The organism is Pseudomonas sp. MS15a(2019) (genome assembly GCF_013277805.1).
Classification (GTDB): domain Bacteria; phylum Pseudomonadota; class Gammaproteobacteria; order Pseudomonadales; family Pseudomonadaceae; genus Chryseomonas; species Chryseomonas benzopyrenica.
In genome coordinates this window covers 53,746-76,442 of the sequence record NZ_VBTN01000003.1, presented here as the reverse complement: position 1 = coordinate 76,442, position 22,697 = coordinate 53,746, and the positions used below count along the sequence as shown (strand labels likewise).

The following is a 22,697-nucleotide window of genomic DNA, read 5'->3' as shown; positions in this document are numbered from 1 at the left end:
CCTTCCCTAGCCTGCCGGCAGCACCCGTCCGCGGCACTCGCCGAAGCCGATGCCGGGCAATCCAGGCGCCTCGCAGCGGGCCCTGAAGATGACCTCGTCGCCGTCCTCGAGAAAGGTACGGGTCTCACCACCGGGCAGCTGTAGCGGCTGCTTGCCGCCCTGGGTGAGTTCCAGCAGGCTACCGCAGCTGTCGGCATCCGGACCGGACAGGGTGCCCGACCCAAAGAAGTCGCCCGGCTTGAGGGCGCAGCCGTTGACCGTGTGATGGGTCACCATCTGCGCCACCGTCCAGTACATGTTCAGGGTGTTGCTCAGGGCGATTCGTTGGGCAGGCAGCCCCTGCGCCTCCATGCGCGGCGTACGCAGCAGCACCTCCAGCTCGATATCCAGGGCGCCCCCGGCTTGGTCGTGCTCGTTGAACAGATAGGGCAACGGCTGGGGATCGCCCTCGGGCCGCGCCGGTTGCGCCCGGCGATAGGGTGCCAGGGCTTCCGCCGTGACCACCCAGGGCGACAGGGTGCTGGCGAAACTCTTCGACAGAAAGGGCCCCAGCGGCTGGTATTCCCAGGCCTGGATATCCCGCGCCGACCAGTCGTTGAGCAGGCAGAAGCCAGCGATATGCGCTGCCGCGTCGCCAATGGCGATGGGCTCGCCCTGGGCATTGCCCGGCCCGATCCAGATGCCCAGCTCCAGCTCGTAGTCCAGCCGGCGGCAGGGTCCGAAGACCGGTACGTCCTGCCCGGGTGGCAGCGTCTGGCCCTTGGGCCGCTTGAAGGCCTCGCCGGAAACCCCGAGCGTCGAGGCGCGACCGTGATAGGCGATGGGCACGTGCTTGTAGTTGGGCAGCAGCGGATTGTCCGGGCGGAACAGCCGGCCGATCTGGGTGGCGTGGTGAATACCCACATAGAAATCGGTGTAGTCGCCGACCCGCGCGGGCAGGTACATCCGGCAGGCACCCTGGGGCACCAGCAGGTGTTCGCCCAATTCCTGCAGGTGCTCGCGTTGCGGATGATCGGCGCGCAGCAGCGCCTGCACGGCCTGGCGTAGGGCGACCCGCGCTTGCGTGCCGGCGGCGAAGAAGGCATTCAGTGTCGTCTGGCCGGCCAGCTCGGCGGCGCGCTGGGCCTCGCCCTGGAACAGGCTGGCTTCGAGGGCGAAACCGAGATCGAGGATGAAATCACCCACGGCCACGCCCCCACGGGGCGTCTCCTCGCCACGACTGAATACGCCCAGGGGCAGGTTGTGCAGGGAAAAATCCGCATGGCCGTTGGCCGAGGCCACCCAGCTGTGCAATTCGTGGGTCATGCCGGTTCTCCCGCGTTGGGCGCGACAAAGGTCTTGGCGAGGCCTGCCCAGCAGGCGTCGTAGTCAGGCTGAAGCAGCGGCGACGCCAGCGCGTGACGGGTCGGCCGCAGGACGCGAGCGGTCTCGAACATGAAGGCCATGGTGTTCTCGATCTTGTGCGGCTGCAGGTCGGCGGCGATGGCGTTCAGGGTTGAGACGTGGTCCGGCCCATGGGCGCTCATGCAGCCATGCAGGGAGGCGCCACCCGGCGCGAAGCCATCGGCCTTGGCGTCGTAGGCGCCCTGGATCAGCCCCATGAATTCGTTCATCAGGTTGCGGTGGAACCAGGGCGGGCGGAAGGTGTTTTCCGCCACCATCCAGCGTGGCGGAAAGATCACGAAATCGATGTTGGCCATGCCTTCGATGGCGCCGGGCGCGGTCAGCACGGTAAAGATGGATGGATCCGGATGATCGAAACTGACCGTGCCCAGGGTGTTGAAGCGGCGCAGGTCGTATTTGTAGGGCACGTGGTTGCCATGCCAGGCGACCACGTCCAAAGGCGAGTGATCCAACTCGGTTTCCCAGAGCTCGCCGAGAAATTTCTGCACCAACCGGGTCGGCGTCGTGACCTCCTCGAAGCGGGCCACGGGCGCCTGGAAGTCCCGCGGATTGGCCAGGCCGTTGCTGCCGATGGGGCCCAACTCCGGCAGGCGCAGGGAGCGACCGTGGTTCTCGCAGACATAACCGCGGACCGCTTCGCCCTCCACCAGCTCCACCCGAAATTTCATTCCGCGCGGGATCACCGCGATCTCCAAGGGTTCGATACGCAGCAACCCCAGCTCGGTGAGTAGATCGAGACGGCCCCACTCGGGCACGATCAGCAATTCGCCATCGGCGTCGTAGAACACCCCGGTCATGCTGGCGTTGGCGGCATAGCGATAGAGGCTGACGCCCTCGGCCTGGTCGCCCTCGGCAGTAGCGACGATCCGCTCCAGCCCGGCGAGGAAATCGGTGGGGGCTTCCGGGAGCGGCAAGGGATTCCAGCGCAGGCGATTGGGCGTTGGGCCACCTAGCTCGGCGCCGGTCAACTGGACGACGCTGCGCTGAAAACGGCCGTGAGCGGCCGATGGCCTGAGTCGATACAGCCAGGAGCGCCGCGCCTCGTGGCGCGGCACGGTGAAGGCCGTCCCGGACAGTTGCTCGGCATAGAGCCCGAAGGGCGCCCTTTGCGGCGAATTCTGCCCGATCGGCAACGCGCCCGGCAGCGCTTCGGTACTGAAGTGATTGCCGAAGCCGGACTGATAGGTCACGGGCATGGCTGCTTGTTCTTGTCTGTTCACCTGAGCACCCATTATGCGTAATAGGTTTACGCAAAAAGTAAATTGAACCCAAGGGAGCGTCAAGCTATAACGCTGCCTTTCCCCATGCGATCGAGCAGATGACGAACATCCCAGAAGAAGTTCCCCCACGGCGGCAGAAGGTGCAGGCAGCCGAGGTCGGTACCGACATCCTCAAGGCCCTCGCCGAGCTGGCACCCGCTACCTCCTTGTCACGCTTGGCCAGCCACCTGGACATGCCCGCCAGCAAGGTGCATCGCTATCTGCAGGCCCTGATCGCCAGCGGTTTCGCCGAACAGGATCCGCGCACCAACCATTACGGCCTTGGCCAGGCGGCGCTTTTCGTCGGTCTGGCGGCCTTGGGTCGCCTGGATGTGGTGAAGCTGGCGGCCCCGGTACTGGCCGAGCTGCGCAATGAGGTGGGCGAAACCTGCTTTCTGGCGGTCTGGGGTAACAAGGGGCCGACCGTGGTGCTGGTGGAGCAAGCGGTGCGCGCCGTCACCCTGGTGACCCAGGTCGGTTCGGTGCTGCCGTTGCTGGGCTCCTCCACCGGCCTGGTGTTCAACACCTTTCTGCCAGATGCCGAGACCGCGGCGTTGCGTGAAGAGGAGCTGTGCCAACCGGATGCGCCCGCTGCAGCAACGCTGGAAGAAACCGCACGCCAGTTGCGGGAAACCCTAATCCAACCGGTACACGGCCTGCTGATGGCCGGCGTCAACGCACTCTCCGCGCCCTTGCTGGGTACCGGTCGCCGGCTGGCTGGGGTGCTGACCGTGGTAGGGGCCGCACCAGGCTTCAAGGCCGAGGTGGAAGGTCCTGCCGCGCTCCGCCTCCACGCCGCTGCCCAGGCCATCAGCAGGCGTCTGGGCGGATAAGACAGACAATCTCAACCAACCGGACCCTGCGTTAAGCGCCGCCAGCGGGCGCGACGCTCCGCCTGATCCTTTCTATACTCCATTCGGCTAAAGGATGACCCAGAATGGCCGTTTGCCATTAAGCTTACTGTTAGCGCGTTTATTATTGGCGCACTGCTTTATGGTGACCCCTTCATGAGTGCTCTTTCCTACCGCGATCGCAACCAGGCTCTCAACGACTCCCTGGACAAATTCTGGCAAGTCGCCAAACCCGTGGTCCAGGCGGCCATGGTGATTCATGTAGCGTTACTGGTCATTTTCGTCCTGCTCGACCAGATGCTGATGGCCTGGACCAACGTAATCAGCGTAGCGGCCTATGTGGGCTGCCTGATCGCCCTGCGACAGCGTCGCTATCGCATCGCCAGCCTGACGATGAGCTGCGAGATCGTCGCCCACGCCTGGATCGCCACCTGGCAACTCGGCTGGGACAGCAATTTTCATTACTACGTGCTGTGCATCCTGCCCATCGTCATCTACAACTACCGCACCGCCCCTCTGCGGCATCTGCTGCTGGTCATCGGCATTCTGGTGACCCTGGCGGGTGGCTATCTGCTGCACACACCGGCGACCCTCGCCCCGCTGACGATGAAGCTGTTCGGCACCCTCAACATCATCAGTGCCCTGTTGTTGCTGCTCTACGGCACCGGTGCCTCCTTTCATCACAGCACCAAGATGCAATTGGACCTGCTGCATTCCGCCAGCCACGACAGCCTCACCAACCTCTACAACCGGCGGCGCATTCTCGACCAGGCCGAGAAGCGCAGCGGCGTGAGTGGCAGCCTCATCCTCTTCGACGTCGATCACTTCAAGCACATCAACGATCGCTTCGGCCACGACTGTGGCGACCTGGTGCTGCAACGCATCGCCGACGTCATCCGCCGTGAGGTTCGCCAGTCGGATCTGGCCGCGCGCTGGGGTGGCGAGGAATTCCTGGTACTGCTGCCCAAGGCCCAGAGCGAGGTGGCCTGGGGCGTGGCGGAGCGGATCCGCCAGCGACTGAGCGAGGTGACCCAGTCCCTGGAGCGCGGTCCCGCGCGCGTCACGGCGACCCTGGCCGTGTGCGAGATCCGCGACTGCGAAGCCTTCGCCAGCGCCCTGGAGCGCGCCGACCAGGCGCTCTACCGTGGCAAGCAGGAAGGCCGCGACCGGGTGATGCTGGCGGCCTGAATTCGGGCTCGCCCTAGGCTCAGTACGAGAAGTGCCTGCGCTCGGCGACGTTTCGTACAGAACCTAGACCACGAAGCGCTGCAAGGCATTGTGCAGATCGGCAGCCAGGGCGGAAAGTTGCTGGCTGCTGGCGCTGGTCTGCTGAGCGCCGGCGGACGTCTGGGTCGCCGCGTCGCGGATCAGCGTCAGATTGCGATCGACCGCCGCGGTGGTGGCGGTCTGCTCTTCGGTGGCCGCGGCGATGGCGTCGTTGCGCTGGCCAATGGCGGTGATGGCCTGGGTGATGCCCTCCAGCACCTGCCAGGTCGCCTGCGCCTGCTCGCGGGTGTGGCTGGCCTGGATCCGGCTCTGGTCGAGGGCGACCACGGTCTTCTCGCTGACCTGCTGCACACCGTCGATCAGGCCCTCGATCTCCCGGGTGGACTCGCCGGTACGCCGCGCCAAGCCACGCACCTCGTCGGCCACCACGGCGAAGCCCCGCCCGGCATCACCCGCACGGGCGGCCTCGATGGCGGCATTGAGCGCCAGCAGGTTGGTCTGCTCCGCTACGTTCCGGATGACGTCGAGCATCTTGCTGATGCCCTTGGACTGCTCGGCCAGGTGATCGGCCTGGGTAGCGGCTTCATCCACGTTACCCACCAATTGAGTGATGGCGACCAGCGTCTGCTGCACCTGCGCCTGCCCCTGCTTGGCCTGATCGACGCAGCGACGCGATTCGGCGGAGGTGGATGTGGCGTGCTCGCACACCGACTGCACCGCCTGATTGAGCAGATTGACCGCATCCGCCGCGTGCTGGATATCGGTCGTCTGCTGCTCCAGGTTGCGGCTGCTCTCATCCATTACCGCGCTCATCTGGGTCGAGGCCGAGGCCAACTGCTCGGAGGCATTGCCGGTATGGGCCAGCACCTCGCGCAGATTGCCTTGCATGCGCTCCAGTGCCAGCAGCAGCATGGCCGCCTCGTCGCGTCCTTGAGGCTGGATGGTCTGCCGCAGGTCACCCGCGGCGATGCCGGCGGAGATGCCCAGTGCCTGCCGCAGCGGCTGCACCACGCTCCGGGTCAGCCGCCAGGCCAGCAGCAGCAAGAGGAGAATGGCGCCGCCAATGACCGACCAGACGATGGCGCGGGCCTGGAGGAACTGGGCATTGGCCACCTCCTTGGCCTGGGCGGCGCCCTGCTTGTTCAATTCGCGCAGGAGCTGCACCTGCATGTCCATCAGGTCGCCCTTGAGGCCAACCACGGTATCCAGCTGCATCCGCGCAGCCGGAAGCTGCTGCTGCTCGATCAAACGCACCTCCTCGCGCAGTCCTTCCACGAAAGGCAGGTAGGCCTCGTGCAGGGCCTTGACCGAATCCCGCTCGGTCGCATCGGTGATGACCGGCTCATAGTCGCGGAACAGTTGGTCGGTCTCGTTGACCAGCTGCTCCAGGGTCACTCGGCTCATGGCCACGGCGCCCGGGTCTTCGGCGTTGAGCAGGACCACCGAGGCCTGGTTGCGCAACTTGCCGAGGTTGATCGCCAGCGAATCGGCGATGGCGATGCTCGGCAACCAGTCCTGTTCCATGCTCAGGGCCTGACGACGCAACTGCTGCATTTCCCATAGCGAAAAGCTGCCCAGCCCGGCGAGCAGGACGGCGGCGAAGGTAAAGGAACACAGCATCCGCGGACCGGTCTTTAAAGCTCTCAGCCAGGAACGACGCGACAGACGACGAAATGGAGCGAGGATACGGCGCATGGAAGGTCACTGCAAAAAGACGTTCGAGTCAGCAGTCTAGGCAAGGGAGATGTCGGATTGATTGCAAAATACTGGCGCCAAAAAACAAATCAGACGATTGCGGTGAAGAAGGGTCGCCGCTAAGGTCCGCCTCCTCCTTTCCGGTCGGTGCAGTCCGCCATGTCCGTCGTTTCCGCCAAGGCCTCCACGTCCCACATCCTGCTGCTCGGCGTCGCTCAGATCCTCGTCTGGGGTGGTTCCTTCTTCATTCTGGCCGTGCTCGCCGATCCGGTGGTTCAGGAGACCGGCTGGTCTCGCCAATGGGTCTATGGGGGTCTCTCGCTCGGGGTGCTGGTGTCCGGGTTGCTGGCACCCGCTTGCGGACGCCTGATCGCCCGCCAGGGTGGCCGCACGTTGCTGTCGCTGAGCGGACTGGGCGTCGCCGCCGGCCTGACGCTAATGGCCTGCGCCCAATATCTGCCGGTGTTCCTGCTGGCCTGGGTGGTGATGGGCATCGGCATGGCCGCCGGTCTCTACGATGCACTGTTCGCCACCCTGGGTACCTGCTACGGCGCCCAGGCTCGCTCGGCGATCAGCGGCATCACCCTGGTATCCGGCTTCTGTACCGCCATCACCTGGCCCGTCGCGGCCTTCATGGTCAGTCACCTCGGCTGGCGCGGTGCCTGCCTGGCCTATGCGGCCGTTCTCTTGCTGACGATCTGGCCCCTGTACCGGCGCGCCCTGCCCGCGCCAGCCCTCGCCGCCCAGGCACCACGGCCAAGTCAGGTGGCGCCGGAGGTAGCGGTAAACCGTCTGCTCTATACCGTGCTCACGGCGCTCTTCACCCTGGGCGCCGTGCTGATGACGGCCATTTCCATCCAGCTGATCACCCTGCTGCAGGGCCTTGGCTACAGCCTGGCGAGCGCGGTGGCCCTGAGCGCCTGCCTGGGGCCGAGCCAGGTGGCCTCGCGGATCATCGACCTGCTCAATCGCAATGGCCACCCCCTGTGGACGGCCCTGGCCTCGGTGATCTGCACGGCAGTCGGTCTGCTGCTGGTGACCCTGGGGCCGAGCCTCGTCTGGGTGACGGTAGTGGGTCTGGTGATCTTCGGCGCAGGCAATGGCCTCAGGGCGATCATTCGCGGCGCCTTGCCCCTGGCGCTGTGGAGTCCAGCCGAATACGCCACGATCCTGGGGCGGATGGCGCGCCCGGCGCTCTTGGGCCAGGCGGCCACGCCCCTGCTTTGCGGTTATGTGCTGGAGCACCAAGGTCCGCAGGCAGTGCTGGGATTGCTCTGCCTGCTGGCGCTGATCAACGTGGCGCTGGTCGCCTGGTTGTTCAGGACGCTCCTTGGCCGTGGCGCCGCCTAGTCACAGGCGATTTCCAGAGGGACCAGGCGCAGTTTGATACCGGTACGACGCAGGGTGAGGATATCCCCCTTGCGTTGGCCGACCTCGTCGCCCAGGGTGCTGCGCAGCGTTTCGTCGAGCAGCTGCGCATAGGTCCGGGGATCCTCTTCCTGGCAGCTCTTGGCGATGTGCAGCTCGCCCTGCAGCAACTTGCCCGCAGTGCGACCGCTGGTGAGGTCCACGAGCAGGTAATCTTGATCGGGCTGGTAGGTGAAGGTCATGCGAATTCCCCGGCGGCTGTAGCCATGGGAACCGTGCGTCCCCGGTTGGTTCAGGAAGTCGGATTGCCTTCCTCGTCCAGTCGATTGCGCAGCATCACCAGCGTCTCGCGCAAGTCATCCAATCCGGCGTCGCCCAGCGCGCACACTTCCCGAACCCGGCCGTTTACGCCATTGGCCTGCTCCCGCAGCGTGCGACCTGCAGGCGTCAGTTCGATCGACAGATTGCGCTCGTCTTCCGCGCTGCGGCGGCGCGTGACCAGTCCGCCCGCTTCGAGACGCTTGACCACCGGGGTCAGGGCGCCGGAATCCTGTCGCAGACGGTTGGACAGCTCCTTGAGGGTGAGGCCGTCGTGCTCCCAGAGCACCAGCATGATCAAATATTGTGGAAAGGTCAGGCCCATGCTCTCCAGCAGGGGCTTGTAGAGCTGCGTCATCGCCAGCGAAGCCGAATACAGGGAGAAGCACAATTGCTGATCGAGGAGCAGTGGATCTTTGGCTGTCATGGGATTTGCCATTACAAAAAGCGTGAAAGAGTGGAAGGTGCGATCGATCCCAATCCAGGTCAATAGCCCAGATGATAAGGGGTCGGTTGCCGGAAACATCCGGTAACTGGCACTGGATTCCGATGCCACAGGATGCCACAGTGAGCGGCTGGACATAAATAATAAGGGTAATACCTGCATGGCCGTTTCCCCTGCCACGCCAGCCACCGCTGGCGAAACTCCAACCGCCGTTGCCGCAGGCGCTTCGCCGCTGGTAGCAGGAATCTTGGCCTCCTGTGCGCTTGCCCATCTGATCAACGACCTGATCCAGTCCGTACTGCCATCGATCTATCCGATGCTCAAGGACAGCTATGGTCTGACGTTTACCCAGATCGGTCTGATCACCCTGGCCTTCCAGATCACTGCCTCCCTGCTGCAACCCTGGATCGGTTTCCACACCGACCGCCATCCTAAACCCTATCTGCTGCCGGCTGGCATGGTCTGCACCCTGATTGGCGTACTGCTGCTCGCCTTTGTCGGCAGCTTTCCGGCAATCCTGGCTGCGTCGGCGCTGATCGGTGTCGGCTCCTCGACCTTCCATCCCGAAACTTCGCGGGTGGCGCGCCTGGCGTCGGGCGGTCGCTTCGGTCTGGCGCAATCCACCTTCCAGGTCGGCGGCAACGCCGGCACGGCCATCGGCCCGCTGCTGGCCGCAGCCATCGTCATCCCCTACGGCCAGACCCACGTCGCCTGGTTCGCGCTCTTCGCGCTGTTCGCCATCGGCGTGCAATACGGGCTATCGCGCTGGTATCGCAATCACCTGCGCAGCGCCAAGGGTCGCAAAGCGGCCGCGGTCAGCCACGGCCTGTCGCGCGGGCGAGTGACCTTCGCCTTGATCGTGCTGGCCTTGCTGGTGTTCTCCAAGTACATCTACATGGCCAGCATCACCAGCTACTTCACCTTCTACCTGATCGAAAGATTCGGTCTCTCGGTGGCCAGCTCCCAGCTGCACCTCTTTCTCTTCCTGGGTGCAGTCGCGGCGGGCACCTTCTTCGGTGGCCCCATCGGCGATCGCATCGGTCGCAAGGCCGTCATCTGGTTCTCGATCCTGGGTGCGGCGCCCTTCACCCTCGCGCTACCCTACGTCGATCTGTTCTGGACCAGTGTGCTCAGCGTCGTCATCGGCTTCATTCTGGCTTCGGCCTTTTCGGCCATCGTGGTCTACGCCCAGGAACTGGTCCCGGGCAACGTCGGCATGATCGCCGGAATATTCTTTGGCCTGATGTTCGGCTTCAGCGCCATCGCCGCCGCCGGCCTGGGCAATCTGGCAGACCATCGCGGCATCGAGTACGTTTACCAGCTGTGCTCCTACATGCCGCTGCTGGGCATCCTCACCATCCTGCTGCCGTCCACCCGCCGCAAGGCGGTCTGAGGCCCAAGCCACGGGGGCGCAAGGCTCCCGTGGCGAAGCGCTGCGCCACCCGCTACGCTGGCCGCCCCTTGAGCTTTCGCCGAGTCGCGATGAAGAGTCCGCTGCACTACCTGGTCCGTTATCCTTCCGCCAACCTGCTGTTCATCCAGTTGCTCGGCCTGCTGCTCTATCCCTTCGTGGAACAGGAAGAGCATGGTCGCGCCATCATCGGTGCCTTTGGCATCATCGTCCTGGCCACCGCCCTGCGCATGGTCCGACGCAGCCCGACCATCCAATGGCTGGGCTTCATCCTCGCCGGCTGCATCCTGGTGCTCACGGTACTGGTGGAATGGCATGGCAATCGGCACCTGGTGGTGTCCCTGGCCATCCTCGATGCGATCTTCTATTTCTATGCCGCTGGCAGCCTCATCGCCTACATGATGGAGGATCAGCGAGCCACCACCGACGAACTTTTCGCAGTGGGCGCGACTTTCACACTGCTGGCCTGGGCCTTCGCTCACGCCTATTCGGCCTGTCAGATCCTGCAGCCCAACAGTTTCACCGCCGCCAACGATCCTCTCGCCGCCCGCACCTGGACGGAGCTGCTCTACGTCAGCTTCGCCATCCTGTCGGGTGTCGGCCTGAGCGACATCTACCCGATCAAGCCGATGGCGCGCTCGCTGGTCATGCTCGGTCAGTTCTCCGGGGTCATGTATATCGCCCTGGTAGTGACCCGGTTGGTCACCCTGACGGTGCGCAACCGCTAGCCGAATCTCGCCAGGCTGAAGCTGTCCAGATCGATGTCGCTGTGCCCGGTGGTCACGCGCTGGGCAAGCGCCTCGCCCAGCGCGGCCGAATGCTTGAAGCCATGTCCCGAACAGGCGCTGACCACGGTCACGCCCGGCAGCGCGGGATGCTCGTCGACGATGAAACCGAAATCGGGTGTGACGGTGTAGGCGCAGACGGCGCTGCGCACCGTGCGCGCCGAAAGACCGCCGACCCACCTCCCCACTTGATCACTGAACAGCTGGTGCGATTCTTCCGGGTGTAGATTTCGATCAATGCATATAGGGGTGGTATTATCCGTATATTGTTCGGTGGCGACCTTTACGGCGTTCTCGCCGGGCAACGGTGGAAAGCCGTAGAAGAGATCGGCGTCGCCACTGCCGTGGGCCAGGATGAAGCTGGGCGAATCGCTCGGAAACAGCGTGGGGTCGGCCACCTCGAACCAATGCAGGCTCTGGCGGCAAACGCGCAGCAACCGATCGAAAGGCGCTCCCAGCAGTTCAGCGCTCCACATGCCGGCGGCGACGATGACCCGCTTCGCGCGCCAGCTGCCTTGGGCAGAATGCAGTCGCACGCCCTGCCCGTCCGCTTCCAGGCGTTCGATGACCGTATCGGTTTGGATCCGCGCACCCCGCTCCCGAGCCCCGTCCAGCTGCGCCTGGATACAGGCTTCCGGATACAGATAGCCGCCTCCCGGCTCGAAATAGCCGAGGGCATCGTCTGCCACGCGAAATTGCGGGAAACGCTGGCGAATGGCGGCGCCCTCCCAGGCTTCGTGGGGGATGCCGTATTGGCGAGCCAGTTCCAGCGTCGCCCGGGTGAAATCCGGGCGACCGTGATGGGAGGTGGCCGTCGCCGTGGCGGTCATGATCAGCACGCCACATTGCTCGAAGAGGCTGACGCCCCGCTCCGCTTCCAGCTCGCGCCAGAGCTGCTGCGAGCGGAGCGCCAGGGGCACGTAGGCTGCGCCCTCGCCCACCGCCTGGCGGGTAATGCGCGTTGCGCCGTGACTGGAACCCAGGTCGTGGGGTGGCGAATGGCGATCGATGCCCGCGACCTTCACGCCACGCTTGGCCAAGTGGTAAAGCGTGGCCGAACCCATGGCGCCCAGCCCCAGCACGATCACGTCAAAGGTCGAGTCTTGCACGCCTATCTCCTGGGCATCCTGGCGGAGTGGGCACTCTAGCAGAGCTGCCAAGGTCGTAAGGGGCACTGCACCACCCTGTTTTCCATTTGGCACGGTGCGAGACACGCAGGGATCTTTTACGAAGGGGTGGTATTACCAGGGAAGACTGGAAACGCAAGGGCGATCCTCGGTCCCTAGCGGGCGCGCTGAAAGGGGCGCCGTAGGGTGTAACGGTGCATCCACGGCGCGCCAGCCAAAACGCCGACCCAGTTCGCGATAACCGGAGAACACGAAATCACCGCTGCGCATCCGGTAGGCACCGCGCCGGGCGCGGTAGACCCGCGGGATGAGATACCAGGGCAAGCCCGGAAGATCGTGGTGAACCAGGTGCAGGGTATTGTTGAGAAACAGCCAGCGCATGGCCCCGCCGCTTTCGTTGAGCACGCAGCGCTGGGCAGGATCCACGGCCGGGCGATGCTCGTAGAAGGATCTGACCAGTGCCAACGCCAGCGCCGGCCAGGCGACCCCCAGCACATAGACGGCGACGGGCATTCCAGACAGCCCGTGGATCGTCAGAAGCAGTCCCGCGCACAGCGCCAGATGCTCCAGCCAGACGCGCAGTACGCCCTGCTCGCCACGCCGCCAGCGACCCCGTTCGTGATCCAGCATGCCGTGCAGCGACAGGACCGGTCCCACCAGGATTCGCCCGATCAGGGTCTTGTCCAGCCAGAGCAAGGCACGCCCGGTCTGTCCTCGCCGCTCCCATAGCTCCCCATCGACATAGCGGCTCTCGGGATCCAGCGCGGGGTCGGTAAGGGTCTCGCGGCGATGGTGGGCCAGATGGCTATCGCGGTAGAGCGGAAAGGGAAACCAGAGGCCGAGCGGCGGATAGGCCAACAGCGCATTCACACGGGACCAACGCGTGGGGTGACCATGGATCAGCTCGTGTTGCAGGGACTGGTGCAGCACCACGACCAGTATCAGCGGCGGCAGTGTCCAGTAGCCGAGCAATGGCCAGGCCCAGATGAGCGTCAGCCAACTGGCGTAAACGCCAACCACCAGCCCCCAGGTAGGCCACTCGCTGCGGGCGGCAAAGGTACTCAGAAGTAATTTGACCAGGCGGCGATGCCGCGCATCCAGATAGACAGTCACCACGGGGTCCTGATAGCGGATAACAGTGGTGACCCTAGGGACAAACAGTCGAGAAGCCAAATATCGTTAAAGCATTACCTCATGAAGAAGTTGCTCTCGGGCATTCGGTCTAGACAACTCCAGCGCTATTCCAAACGGGTTCCGACACCAACTTTCCATCACTCACTGCTTTATACCCCTAGCTTTAAAAGCCTAAGCTTAGAAGTAAAAAACCCATTAACTGAGTTCAGGTGTTGCCGGAAAGACAGTTATCTGGCGAGACAACTAAGGGCATATCCTTAGCAGCTTTGAAGATTGGCAGCGCTCTCCGCAAGTCTTCTAGACTCGTTGGACTTTCGTTCTGCCAGAAGTGGCCATGCGCTTCTTTATCGATATTTTCCCTAGCACTAAGACCGCGCGCTTTTTCGCGGCGAAAGGCCCTGCGAGCCAGCGGGCCTTCCACCCGCGCCGGGTCAAGGTGCGGCGGGCAGCCGCTCACGGACAGGCCAAATCCCCTGGCTGTCGCCCGGTAACGAGGCTACCGGCGCTGAACGACCTGGTTCATCGCCTGGTCGCGACGATCCTGCTGATCGGTCGCACCAACGCCGCCCACACCGAAATGGCCCGTCTTGGCCTCGCTTGCCCTGAATCCCGCCCGACACGACCACAAGGATCTCCTATCCCATGAGCACCCTCTCCGCAGGCTGGGGCGCCGGCCCTTCCGAACGCCATGCCGAACTCTCAGCGCGCTTCCAGCCGCTGTTCCAGCGCATTCGCGCAGGCGCCATCGAGCGCGAGGTGCAGCGGCGGCTGCCGGTCGAAGAACTGGACTGGCTGAAGGCGGCCGGCTTCACCGCGTTGCGAGTACCGATCGAGCACGGTGGCGCCGGTGTCACGCTGCCAGAGTTGTTCGCCCTGCTCATCGAGCTCGGCGAGGCGGATTCCAATCTGGTCCAGGCGCTGCGCGGTCACATGGGCTTTGTCGAAGGGTTGCTCAACAGCGATGACCAGGCACGCCGCACACGCTGGTTCGCCCGTATTGCCGCCGGCGAAACCCTGGGTCCGGCGTCCAGCGAAGTCGGCGATGCCCGGCGGGCCGAATTCAGCACCCGCTTGCGCCGGGAGGGAGACGCCCTGCTGCTCTCCGGCACCAAGTTCTACACCACCGGTTCGCTCTATGCCGACTGGATCGACGTGGGTGCCACCGACGACGCTGGCGACCGCGTAATGGCCACTGTCCGCCGCGAGACGCCCGGCGTCGAGGTGGTGGACGACTGGAACGGTTTCGGCCAGACCCTGACCGCCAGTGGCACGGCGACCTTCACCAATGTGCGGGTGGAACCCACCGATGTGGTCACCGTGGGCGAGCGCTTCCGCTATTCGCCCGGCTTCTTCCAGGTCTTTCACCTCGCCAATCTGGCGGGCCTGGGCCGGGCCATGAGCAGCGAGGTGGCCGCCGCGGTCGCGGCCCGTACCCGCACCTTCACCATCGGCAACGCCGACCGTGTCAGCCAGGATCCGCAGGTGCTGGCCGTGGTGGGCCAGGTACGCAGCGCCGCCTATTGCGCCGGGGTGATCGCGCTGAAGAATGCCGAGGCATTGCAGCGCGTGCATGACCTCCGGCAGGCGGACGACCAGGCTGCTGAGGACAGCGCCGTGGCACTGGCCGAACTGGAGGTCTGCCAATCGCTCAATGTGGTCACGGACCTGATCATCGACGCCTCCGGCCGCCTGTTCGATGCCTTGGGCGCCTCGGCCACGCTGAGACCCTTGGGACTGGATCGCTTCTGGCGCAATGCCCGCACCCTCGCCTCCCACAATCCGCGCATCTACAAGGATCGTATCGTCGGTGACTTCGCGGTCAACGGCACTCCGCCACCGCCGCAATGGAAGATCGGCGTCGCCTAGGCTGCCGAAGCAGCCGGAAACGCCGACGAGAGCGGCCCTGCCCCGCTGTTCGCCGCCCCCGGCGATGCTTTAAGCTCGCCGGCTTTCTCCCAGGAGCGGTGTCATGGAAAGGTCGCGCAGCAATCGTCAGGCCATGTGGAAGGCTATCAAGGATCCGCGCTTCATCCCTGTCGTCGTGGCGGCGGTGTGCATCGTGCTGTTCTTCGTCCTGGGGCTGGTCGACGTCCTGGGCAACTGATCCCGCCGCTCCCGGTCGCGGCACGCGCCATCACCGCGCCTCGCCAGGGCCACGCGGACGGTCACCCAGAATGGTCGCCCGATGCATCACGCGACGCTGGGGACGATAGTCGTCGCAGGCATAGTGCTGGGTGATGCGATTGTCCCAGAAGGCCAGGTCGCCCGCCCGCCATTGCCAGCGCACCTGGAACTCCGGTCGGGCGGCATGGGCGAACAGCAGCTGCAGCAGCGCATCGCTTTCGGCCTCTTCCAACTCGTGGATCCGGGTGGTGAAGCCGGCGCTGACGAACAATCCCTTGACCCCGGTTTCCGGATGTACCCGTACCACCGGATGGCGTACCGGCGGATTGGCGGCGCGTGCCGCGTTGAAGCTCTGCAGGCCCTCCGCGGTATGGCCGAAGCGTTCCAGTGGAAAGGACTTGCTCAGGTCGTGCCAGGCGCTCAGGCCGTCGAGCAATTCGCGCAGCGGCGCGGACAAGGCCGCATAGGCCGCCGAATTGCTCGCCCAGAGGGTGTCGCCGCCGTACGCCGGCACCTGGCGTGCGCTCAGCAGCGATCCCAGGGGTGGCGTCTGGATGAAGGTGACGTCGGTATGCCAGAGCGCATTGTCCCGCAGATCGTTCAACTCGGTATCCAGCACCAGGATTTCCTGCTGCTCGGGATGCTTGGGATAGATCGGATGGATGTGCAGATCACCGAAGTGGGCGGCTACGTCCCGTTGCTGGCGAGGCGTGAGCAACTGGTCACGGAGGAACAGCACCTGGTGCTCCAGCAATCCCCGATGCAGTGCGACATGGCTGGCGGGATCCAGGGCCTCGCGCAGATCCAGGCCATGGACGCGCGCACCCAAGGCAGAGCCGAGACGTTCGAAGGTGATGGCCATCGTGAGCTCCTCAGCGCCAACCGGCGTATCGGCGCTGCAGGGCGCGCAAGCCGAGCTCGATGGACAGCGCGATGCTGGCGATCAGCAGGATGCCCACCACCACCACGTCGGTGGCCATGAATTGCGCCGCCGATTGCACCATGAAGCCCAGGCCGCGATTGGCGGCGATCAGCTCGGCCGCCACCAGGGTCGACCAGCCCACACCCAGGGCGATACGCAGGCCGGTGAGAATGTCCGGCAAGGCGCTGGGGAGGATGACGTGACGCACCACCTGCCCTCGCGACGCGCCCAGGCAGCGCACTGCCTGGAGACGCGCTCGATCGACCCGCCGCACCCCGCCCACGGTGGCGATCAGCAACGGTGCGAACAGCGCCAGATAGATCAGCAGCACCTTGGACAACTCGCCGATACCGAACCAGATCACCATCAGCGGCAGATAGGCCAGCGGCGGGATCGGTCGATAGAACTCCACCAGTGGATCCAGTGCGGCATTCAGCGTGGGATTGAGGCCCATGGCGATACCCAGGGGCACCGCGGTCAACACGGCTGCCAGTAGCGCAGCCAGGACTCGCAGGAGGCTGGTGCCCAGGTGTTGCCAGAGGCTGGCATCCAGGTAGCCCTCGGCGAGCAGCCCCTGCAGGGCGACCAGCAGTTGCTCGGGCGACGGCAGGAACAGGGTGTCCACCCAGCCCAGATGGGTCGCGCTCCACCAGAGCGTCGCCACGCCGGCCAAGGTGCCTAGCGCCGCCACGCGACGGCGATCCAGGCGCAATCGACGGCGCTCTCGGGAGTCTTGCAGAGTGGAAACGAGGGTGTCAGAGGACATGGTCGGGCGACTCCTGCAGAAAGAGGTCGAGCAACTCCTGGCGCAGCTCGGCGAAACGGGGATCGGCCTTGATCTGGCGAACGGGCTCCCCTGCCAGATAACGGCGGGCGAAAGGCACGTCCAGGCGCCGCACGATGCGCGCCGGCGGCCCGTCCAGCACCAGCAGTTCGGTGGCCAGAAACAGCGCCTCATCGACGCTGTGGGTGATGAGGAACAGGCCCTTGCCGGTGCGCTTCCATACCTCCAGCAGCAGCACCTGCATCCGTTCCCGGGTCAGGGCGTCGAGGGCGCCGAAGGGTTCGTCCAGCAGCAGGAAATCCGGATCCACCGCCAGGGCGCGGGCGAGCCCCAGGCGCTGGCGCTGCCCCCCGGACAATTCGCCGATGCCATGGCCGGCATGGTGCGCCAGCCCGACCAGGTCGAGCATCTCGCGGGCCTTGTCCTCGCGTTCACGCCGGCTCAACCCCCGCAGGCGCAAGCCGAGCGCGACATTGTCGAGGGCATTGAGCCAAGGCATCAGGGCATCGTCCTGGAACACCACGCCGCGCTCGCCGCCCGGTCCCGCCAAGGTACGACCATCGAGCTGCACACGCCCCGCGTCCAGCGGCTGGAACCCGGCGAGGACGTTGAGCAGGCTGGATTTACCGCAGCCGGACGGCCCCAGTACCACCAGGGAAGCGCCCTTCTCCACCGCGAGGTCGAGCTGCTGCAAGATCGGTTGACGGCGACCACCGCGGACGAATCCGAGACTGGCCTGTTCCAGGGTGAGTCGACTCATGACCGGCTCCTGTCGGCAGGGAAAAAAAGCCCCTCCAAAGAGGGGCGAGTCGTGGCGTGAAGAAGGGTCGTTACTGGGCCGCGCGGACGTATTCGGCGCTGACATAGGGCGAGTAGTCGTCGAGCACCGTGGGAATGCGCTTCTGCTCCTTGAGGAATTCGGCGGTACGGGCGATGGCCTTGGCCGTGCCACCACCGAGCAGCTCAGGGCCCAGCTGGGCCTCGGCATCCGGATAACGGGACCCGGCGAGGAGCTCAGGCACATCAGCGGCGTCCGCGCCGGTCAGGCGAGCGATCTTCTTGGCCTGCTCGGACCCGGCGTTCCAGTCCTTGCCGTGGGCCTGATAGTCGGCGAAGGCCTGCAAGGTGACCTTGGCGTACTGGGCGAGGATCTCGGGATGCTTTTCAGCGAAGTCCTTGCGCGCCACCCAGACCTCGAAGGTCGGTGCCCCCCAGCTGCCTACCTGGGCCGCATCGGCGAGGACCTTGCCGTTCTTCTTGATCTCGCCCAACGCCGGTGACCAGACAAAGGCGCCATCGATGTCGCCCCGGCGCCAGGCCGCGGCGATCTCGGTGGGATTGAGATTGACGATCTTGACCTTGGTCGGGTCCACGCCCCAGTGCTTGAGCGCACCGAGCAGGCTGTAGTGCGAGGTGGAGACGAAGGGGGTGGCGATGGTCTTGCCAACCAGTTGCTCGGGTTGGTCGATACCGCTGCCATTGCGCACCACCAGGGCTTCGGCGGAATCGATCTGTGCGGCGACGAGGAAGGTCACCAGCGGCAGCTTGCGCGAGGTGGCCGCTGCCAGGGGGCTGGAACCTAGATTGCCGATTTGCACATCCCCCGAAGCCAGTGCGGCGACGACCTCGGGACCATTGTTGAAACGGCGCCAGTCGATCTTCTGACCGACCGCCTTATCGTAGAGGCCATCGGCCTGGGCGACCTTGGATGGATCGACACCGGTCTGGTAGCCCACCACCAGATCGACCGCGGACGCCTGCCCCGCGAGCGCTGCCATGCCTACAGTCAGAACCAGGGATTTGATCAGCGAATTCACAAAGGCCTCCTTGTCGGCAGACGCGCCAAAGCGCGTCCTCGGCATCAACGCGATGCCTGTTGGAGGCCAAGCTAAACGATCTAAAGATCGCTTGATAAATAACTATATGGAATCAGCTTAGGCAGAGAGCCGGAAGGTCATTTACAGGCTGGCAAGGTAACCGTTCCGAACAGCGAGCCGCGGCCTGGAACCAGGCCGCAAGAGACAGGGATCAGCCTTTGCGCTGATTGAGGAAGCGGAAGCAGCCAGCCAGCAGATCGTCGAAGCGCCAGGGCTTGGGCAGATAGTAGATATCGGGGGCGCGTTCGGGCTGGAGTTCTTCGAAATAACCCGAAGAGACGATGATGGGCAGACCCGGCAGCTGCTGCTTGACGCGGCGCGCCAGCTCCAGACCATCGATGGCACCTGGCATGCGGACATCGGTGATCAGCAGATCCGGCGTCGGACGCGCACTCGACAGGTACTCCCAGGCTTGATCCGCGGTACCGAAGGTGCGCACCTGAAAGCCTTCACCTTCGAGCACCTCTTCCATCAGCCCGAGCAACATGTTCTCGTCTTCGACGACCACTACCACTGGTTTCATAAATCCGCTCGATCTCCGCAGGTCCGCCATCTGACTGGACGTATCTCGTTGGGGCGCGAATTCTACTCCTATCCGGCGTCAGCTGCGCAGTCTCCCCTGAGCTTAGACGTGTGGTGCGACATCCTGCCTCACTGACTACAAAAAAATTGTCCGGTTACCAAAGCTTTCAACTTTAGGGGTGGTATTACCAGAAAGCCTGGTTTCTCCAGGGAACCGTACCGGAGCTCCTCAGTCGGAAAACAGGTATCTCGAAAGGCTCCCTCGCGATTCCGGCGTGTCAGCTTTTCAGGATCACGGGGAGCCGTCTGCCGGAGGAAAATGCGCATGACGGCCATCGATTGGACGGGTTGGCTCAACGCCCCCTGGATCACCACGCTGATTGCGGCGGCGGTCGCCCTGCTGATCAGTACCATCGCCCTGACGCTGGCATTCGCCGCCATCCGCCGCCTGGCCAGTCCCTTTCTGCTCGCTCGCAGCCTGGTCAAGTACGCAGAAAAACCCGCACGCCTCGCCGTACCCCTGGTGGTGCTCCAAGGTGTCTGGAACTCCGCACCCGATGCCCTGCCACTGTTGCGCGCCGTACAGCACGTCACCGGTCTACTGAGCATCGCTGCCTTTACCTGGCTGGGCCTCCGGGCGGTCAAGGCCGTCGGGGCCACAATCGCCCTGCGCAATCCGGTGGATGTGGTGGACAACCTGCGGGCCCGCCGGATTCAGACGCAGAACCGGGTGCTGGTGCGCAGCCTCAGCTTCATCGTCCTGCTGGTGGGTATCGCCTTGATGCTGATGACCTTTCCGGCGGTGCGCCAAGTAGGTGCGAGCCTGCTCGCCTCCGCTGGTGTCGCCGGCCTGGTGGCGGGCATCGCCGCGCGCCCGGTCCTGGGCAATCTCATCGCCGGCCTGCAGATCGCCGTGACCCAACCGATCCGGCTGGATGACGTGGTCATCGTCGAGGGTGAATGGGGGCGCGTGGAAGAGATCACCGGTACCTATGTGGTGGTACGCATCTGGGACGACCGCCGCCTGGTGGTACCCCTGCAATATTTCATCGAAACCCCCTTCCAGAACTGGACACGCTCGTCGTCCAGTCTCATTGGCTCGGTCTTCATATGGGTTGACTATTCCCTGCCGTTGGCGCCGATCCGCACCGAATTGGAACGCGCCTGTGCCGAAGTGCCCCATTTATGGGACGAGCGTGTCTGCGTGCTGCAGGTGACCGATGCGTCCCATGATTCCATCCAGATCCGGGTGCTGGTGAGCTCGGGCGATTCCTCGAAGAACTGGGACCTGCGCTGCTTTGTGCGGGAACGGCTGATCACCTACATCAATCGCGAATTCCCCCTCTGTCTGCCCAAGCTACGGACTGAACTGGGGCGCCGCGATGCCCTTCCCACGTCGCGATCCGACGAAAGGCGGGAGCCAGTCGTACGCCAGCCAGAAGTCTGATTTTTCGGCCAATTGCAGCGATCAGGCGCCCATAAAGCGGTTCACCTGACCCTTATTTCTTAGCGCACCAAGAATGAGCGTCACCTTTTGGGCATGTATTTGGCAACGCGAAGCAAGACCGCAACATTCGCGCGGGAAACTTGTGACGTCGTCCGTGAGTCAGTGCGAGAGCAATCTGGAAATCCGCGAAGCAGTTCTCGCCCAAATCCAGACATCTCAGAAGAGGTGACCGGCAAAAAGGCTGTAGCAGCTCGGCTGTAGGCGTTTTTGAACCAGGAGCATCGAGCTTCAGGAAGAAGCAATCAGGTAAACCTCAGTCTCGAACTTGCTGCATTGGGAGCGCACCATGGCAAATGCCGTCGTGGGGAAATTTGGGGCTCTGGAGCCCGTAGAAACTGCCACTCGCACCACCACATCCAGCTCTCCTCGCAAGCGTGTCGAAGAGCCTCAGCTGACGCTGAGCTCCGTTGTCGAAAGCCGCAAGCGCATTCTTTTCGTGACCCCGGAGATTTCCGACTTCGTCAAGGCTGGTGGCCTGGGCGAGGTTTCGGGCGCCCTGCCGCGCGCCCTCGCGGCCTCCCATGACGTCCGGGTGCTGATTCCCGGTTACCGTCAGGTGATGGCTGCGATCAAGGACCGTGTGCAGATGGTCGGCCGCATCGCTGCCCGTGCCGCCATGCCCGCCTGTGACATTGGTCGCGTCAATCTGGACGACGGGCTGGTCGTCTATGTATTGATCTGTCCCGAGCTGTACGAGCGCTCGGGCAACCCTTACGGCGACCTGAACGGCGCCGACTGGGCTGACAACCACATCCGCTTCGGTCGTCTGGCCAGCGCTGCCGCTGACTTCGCTCTAGGCGATGCCTCGATTCGCTGGGTACCGGATCTGCTGCACCTCAACGACTGGCAGACTGGCCTCGCCGCCGGCTACCTGCGCTGGAAGGGTGCCAGCACTCCCTGTCTGACCACCATCCATAACCTGGCCTATCAGGGCCTGTTCCCGGCCTCGGTCATGGCCGACCTGGACATTCCGGCCCACGCCTTCCAGATGGAAGGTCTGGAGTTCTGGGGCAAGGTCTCCTTTCTTAAGGCCGGTCTGGTCTATGCCGACCATATCACCACGGTCAGCCACACCTACGCCCAGGAAATCACCACGCCGGAATTCGGCTGTGGCCTGGAAGGCCTGCTGCAGGTCAAGGCGCGGGACGGCAAGCTGACCGGCCTGCTCAACGGCATCGACGATGGCTGGAGCGCTTGCAGCGATCCGCACCTTTGCCAGCAGTTCCACGAATCCGACTGGGACGGCAAGGCGGTCAACGCCGCCCGCATCCGCGAGGAATTCGGCCTCGAGCCGTCCAATGGCCCACTGTTCGCCGTGGTCTCGCGTCTGGTCCAGCAGAAAGGCATCGATCTGACCATCCAGGCCGCCGATCACATTGTCGCCCGCGGTGGCCAGTTGATGATCATCGGTTGCGGCGAGCCGCACATCGAGCGGCAGGTGCGCGCTCTTGCTCTGCGCTATCCAGGTCGTGTCAGCGCCCACATCGGCTTTTGCGAGACGGAAGCCCGACGCATGTATGCAGGCAGCGATTTCCTGCTGATGCCTTCGCGCTTCGAGCCCTGCGGCCTGAGCCAGATGTATGCCCAGCGCTTCGCCTCGCTGCCAATCGCTACCCGTACCGGTGGCCTGGCCGACAGCATCGAAGACGGTACTACCGGCTTCCTGTTCGCCCCGCTGTCGCTGGAAAACTACATCGGTGCGATCGATCGCGCCCTGGGTGTTTTCGAACGCCAGGGCCTGCTGCTGGCCATGCGTCACAGGGCCATGCAAGGGCCGTTCTTCTGGTCCGAATGCGCCAAACCCTATGCCTCGCTGTACCTTGATCTGCTCCAGGCCACCGCTCACCAGGAGCGTCACGTCGGCGTCTGATGTCCGACGTGGCTACCAAGCGCTTTTCCCTGGCCAAAAGGCCGACGAAAAGCGCTCACCCCGCCCA

The 22,697-nt window shown here is 64.3% G+C and carries 21 protein-coding genes; 9 read left to right on the top strand and 12 right to left on the bottom strand.

The genetic code is table 11. The features are described 5' to 3' along the window. Positions 1-6: 6 nt before the first annotated feature. Both fahA and hmgA read right to left on the bottom strand, forming a co-directional pair. Complete coding sequence (fahA, locus tag FEZ61_RS04045; RefSeq protein ID WP_173147360.1) at positions 7-1,305, bottom strand: fumarylacetoacetase; 1,299 nt, start codon at positions 1,303-1,305, stop codon at positions 7-9. Next, complete coding sequence (gene hmgA / locus FEZ61_RS04040; RefSeq protein WP_173147358.1) at positions 1,302-2,600, bottom strand: homogentisate 1,2-dioxygenase; 1,299 nt, start codon at positions 2,598-2,600, stop codon at positions 1,302-1,304. Before hmgA ends, fahA begins: the two co-directional genes overlap by 4 nt. A gap of 122 nt (positions 2,601-2,722) precedes the next feature. Here hmgA and FEZ61_RS04035 point away from each other — a divergent pair, with 122 nt between their 5' ends. Together FEZ61_RS04035 and FEZ61_RS04030 are read left to right on the top strand one after the other, a co-directional pair. Further along, positions 2,723-3,496: an IclR family transcriptional regulator gene (locus FEZ61_RS04035; RefSeq protein ID WP_173147356.1), complete on the top strand. Its 774-nt coding sequence runs from the start codon at positions 2,723-2,725 to the stop codon at positions 3,494-3,496. 174 nt (positions 3,497-3,670) lie between these two features. After that, positions 3,671-4,702, top strand: a complete 1,032-nt coding sequence (locus FEZ61_RS04030) for a GGDEF domain-containing protein (protein WP_017639925.1) — start codon at positions 3,671-3,673, stop codon at positions 4,700-4,702. A 63-nt stretch (positions 4,703-4,765) separates the two neighbouring features. On the opposite strand, the gene FEZ61_RS04025 is transcribed toward FEZ61_RS04030, so the two are convergent. Further along, complete coding sequence (locus FEZ61_RS04025; protein WP_173147354.1) at positions 4,766-6,436, bottom strand: methyl-accepting chemotaxis protein; 1,671 nt, start codon at positions 6,434-6,436, stop codon at positions 4,766-4,768. Between the two features lie 159 nt (positions 6,437-6,595). Between FEZ61_RS04025 and FEZ61_RS04020 the strand changes: the two genes are divergently transcribed. Next, entirely contained in the window at positions 6,596-7,786 is a 1,191-nt protein-coding gene (locus FEZ61_RS04020; protein WP_173147352.1) for an MFS transporter, read from the top strand. Here the strand turns inward: FEZ61_RS04020 and FEZ61_RS04015 are convergent. Both FEZ61_RS04015 and FEZ61_RS04010 read right to left on the bottom strand, forming a co-directional pair. Beyond that, entirely contained in the window at positions 7,783-8,046 is a 264-nt protein-coding gene (locus tag FEZ61_RS04015; RefSeq protein ID WP_173147350.1) for a hypothetical protein, read from the bottom strand. The genes FEZ61_RS04020 and FEZ61_RS04015 overlap by 4 nt on opposite strands. Before the next feature lie 50 nt (positions 8,047-8,096). Further along, positions 8,097-8,549, bottom strand: coding sequence for a MarR family transcriptional regulator (locus FEZ61_RS04010; RefSeq protein WP_017639929.1), 453 nt, complete (start codon positions 8,547-8,549; stop codon positions 8,097-8,099). A 178-nt stretch (positions 8,550-8,727) separates the two neighbouring features. Between FEZ61_RS04010 and FEZ61_RS04005 the strand changes: the two genes are divergently transcribed. Next, complete coding sequence (locus FEZ61_RS04005) at positions 8,728-9,960, top strand: MFS transporter (protein ID WP_026083712.1); 1,233 nt, start codon at positions 8,728-8,730, stop codon at positions 9,958-9,960. Positions 9,961-10,049: 89 nt separating this feature from the next. Then, positions 10,050-10,706 (top strand): ion channel, encoded by a 657-nt coding sequence (locus tag FEZ61_RS04000; RefSeq protein WP_017639931.1) that lies wholly within the window; start codon positions 10,050-10,052, stop codon positions 10,704-10,706. On the opposite strand, the gene solA is transcribed toward FEZ61_RS04000, so the two are convergent. Both solA and FEZ61_RS03990 read right to left on the bottom strand, forming a co-directional pair. Then, positions 10,703-11,872, bottom strand: a complete 1,170-nt coding sequence (solA, locus tag FEZ61_RS03995; RefSeq protein ID WP_173147348.1) for an N-methyl-L-tryptophan oxidase — start codon at positions 11,870-11,872, stop codon at positions 10,703-10,705. The genes FEZ61_RS04000 and solA overlap by 4 nt on opposite strands. Before the next feature lie 132 nt (positions 11,873-12,004). Further along, a complete protein-coding gene (locus FEZ61_RS03990) occupies positions 12,005-13,003 on the bottom strand; it encodes a fatty acid desaturase (protein ID WP_173147346.1) in 999 nt (332 codons plus the stop codon). A 663-nt stretch (positions 13,004-13,666) separates the two neighbouring features. On the opposite strand from FEZ61_RS03990, the gene FEZ61_RS03985 reads away from it, so the two are divergent. Together FEZ61_RS03985 and FEZ61_RS24580 are read left to right on the top strand one after the other, a co-directional pair. Further along, positions 13,667-14,890: an acyl-CoA dehydrogenase family protein gene (locus FEZ61_RS03985; protein ID WP_173147344.1), complete on the top strand. Its 1,224-nt coding sequence runs from the start codon at positions 13,667-13,669 to the stop codon at positions 14,888-14,890. Between the two features lie 103 nt (positions 14,891-14,993). After that, positions 14,994-15,128: a hypothetical protein gene (locus tag FEZ61_RS24580; RefSeq protein WP_017639934.1), complete on the top strand. Its 135-nt coding sequence runs from the start codon at positions 14,994-14,996 to the stop codon at positions 15,126-15,128. Positions 15,129-15,158: 30 nt separating this feature from the next. Here the strand turns inward: FEZ61_RS24580 and tauD are convergent, their stop codons facing one another. From tauD to FEZ61_RS03960, 5 genes are all read right to left on the bottom strand, one after another. Next, a complete protein-coding gene (gene tauD, locus FEZ61_RS03980) occupies positions 15,159-16,010 on the bottom strand; it encodes a taurine dioxygenase (protein ID WP_173147342.1) in 852 nt (283 codons plus the stop codon). A gap of 10 nt (positions 16,011-16,020) precedes the next feature. Further along, positions 16,021-16,836, bottom strand: coding sequence for a taurine ABC transporter permease TauC (gene tauC / locus FEZ61_RS03975; RefSeq protein ID WP_026083713.1), 816 nt, complete (start codon positions 16,834-16,836; stop codon positions 16,021-16,023). Next, on the bottom strand, positions 16,826-17,614 hold the full coding sequence (locus tag FEZ61_RS03970) for an ATP-binding cassette domain-containing protein (protein ID WP_173147340.1): 789 nt from the start codon (positions 17,612-17,614) through the stop codon (positions 16,826-16,828). The genes tauC and FEZ61_RS03970 overlap by 11 nt, the downstream gene beginning before the upstream one ends. A gap of 70 nt (positions 17,615-17,684) precedes the next feature. Continuing rightward, on the bottom strand, positions 17,685-18,716 hold the full coding sequence (gene tauA, locus FEZ61_RS03965) for a taurine ABC transporter substrate-binding protein (protein ID WP_173147338.1): 1,032 nt from the start codon (positions 18,714-18,716) through the stop codon (positions 17,685-17,687). 166 nt (positions 18,717-18,882) lie between these two features. Next, the gene (locus FEZ61_RS03960) at positions 18,883-19,254 is read right to left on the bottom strand and encodes a response regulator (protein ID WP_017639939.1); all 372 of its coding nucleotides are present in this window, start codon (positions 19,252-19,254) and stop codon (positions 18,883-18,885) included. A 324-nt stretch (positions 19,255-19,578) separates the two neighbouring features. On the opposite strand from FEZ61_RS03960, the gene FEZ61_RS03955 reads away from it, so the two are divergent. Both FEZ61_RS03955 and glgA read left to right on the top strand, forming a co-directional pair. After that, entirely contained in the window at positions 19,579-20,700 is a 1,122-nt protein-coding gene (locus FEZ61_RS03955; RefSeq protein ID WP_173147336.1) for a mechanosensitive ion channel domain-containing protein, read from the top strand. Positions 20,701-21,046: 346 nt separating this feature from the next. Beyond that, on the top strand, positions 21,047-22,630 hold the full coding sequence (gene glgA / locus FEZ61_RS03950; protein WP_242455096.1) for a glycogen synthase GlgA: 1,584 nt from the start codon (positions 21,047-21,049) through the stop codon (positions 22,628-22,630). The last annotated feature ends 67 nt before the right edge of the window (positions 22,631-22,697 follow it).

Coding starts and splice junctions, on each gene's coding strand:
- FEZ61_RS03960 (WP_017639939.1), bottom strand. CDS start 19,254: ATGAAACCAGTGGTAGTGGTCGTCGAAGACGAGAACATGTTGCTCGGG.
- FEZ61_RS04015 (WP_173147350.1), bottom strand. CDS start 8,046: ATGACCTTCACCTACCAGCCCGATCAAGATTACCTGCTCGTGGACCTC.
- tauA (WP_173147338.1), bottom strand. CDS start 18,716: ATGCCGAGGACGCGCTTTGGCGCGTCTGCCGACAAGGAGGCCTTTGTG.
- FEZ61_RS04005 (WP_026083712.1), top strand. CDS start 8,728: ATGGCCGTTTCCCCTGCCACGCCAGCCACCGCTGGCGAAACTCCAACC.
- FEZ61_RS24580 (WP_017639934.1), top strand. CDS start 14,994: ATGGAAAGGTCGCGCAGCAATCGTCAGGCCATGTGGAAGGCTATCAAG.
- FEZ61_RS04030 (WP_017639925.1), top strand. CDS start 3,671: ATGAGTGCTCTTTCCTACCGCGATCGCAACCAGGCTCTCAACGACTCC.
- FEZ61_RS03985 (WP_173147344.1), top strand. CDS start 13,667: ATGAGCACCCTCTCCGCAGGCTGGGGCGCCGGCCCTTCCGAACGCCAT.
- FEZ61_RS04020 (WP_173147352.1), top strand. CDS start 6,596: ATGTCCGTCGTTTCCGCCAAGGCCTCCACGTCCCACATCCTGCTGCTC.
- FEZ61_RS04010 (WP_017639929.1), bottom strand. CDS start 8,549: ATGACAGCCAAAGATCCACTGCTCCTCGATCAGCAATTGTGCTTCTCC.
- FEZ61_RS04000 (WP_017639931.1), top strand. CDS start 10,050: ATGAAGAGTCCGCTGCACTACCTGGTCCGTTATCCTTCCGCCAACCTG.
- FEZ61_RS03955 (WP_173147336.1), top strand. CDS start 19,579: ATGACGGCCATCGATTGGACGGGTTGGCTCAACGCCCCCTGGATCACC.
- FEZ61_RS04035 (WP_173147356.1), top strand. CDS start 2,723: ATGACGAACATCCCAGAAGAAGTTCCCCCACGGCGGCAGAAGGTGCAG.
- glgA (WP_242455096.1), top strand. CDS start 21,047: ATGGCAAATGCCGTCGTGGGGAAATTTGGGGCTCTGGAGCCCGTAGAA.
- tauD (WP_173147342.1), bottom strand. CDS start 16,010: ATGGCCATCACCTTCGAACGTCTCGGCTCTGCCTTGGGTGCGCGCGTC.
- tauC (WP_026083713.1), bottom strand. CDS start 16,836: ATGTCCTCTGACACCCTCGTTTCCACTCTGCAAGACTCCCGAGAGCGC.
- FEZ61_RS03970 (WP_173147340.1), bottom strand. CDS start 17,614: ATGAGTCGACTCACCCTGGAACAGGCCAGTCTCGGATTCGTCCGCGGT.
- hmgA (WP_173147358.1), bottom strand. CDS start 2,600: ATGCCCGTGACCTATCAGTCCGGCTTCGGCAATCACTTCAGTACCGAA.
- fahA (WP_173147360.1), bottom strand. CDS start 1,305: ATGACCCACGAATTGCACAGCTGGGTGGCCTCGGCCAACGGCCATGCG.
- FEZ61_RS04025 (WP_173147354.1), bottom strand. CDS start 6,436: ATGCGCCGTATCCTCGCTCCATTTCGTCGTCTGTCGCGTCGTTCCTGG.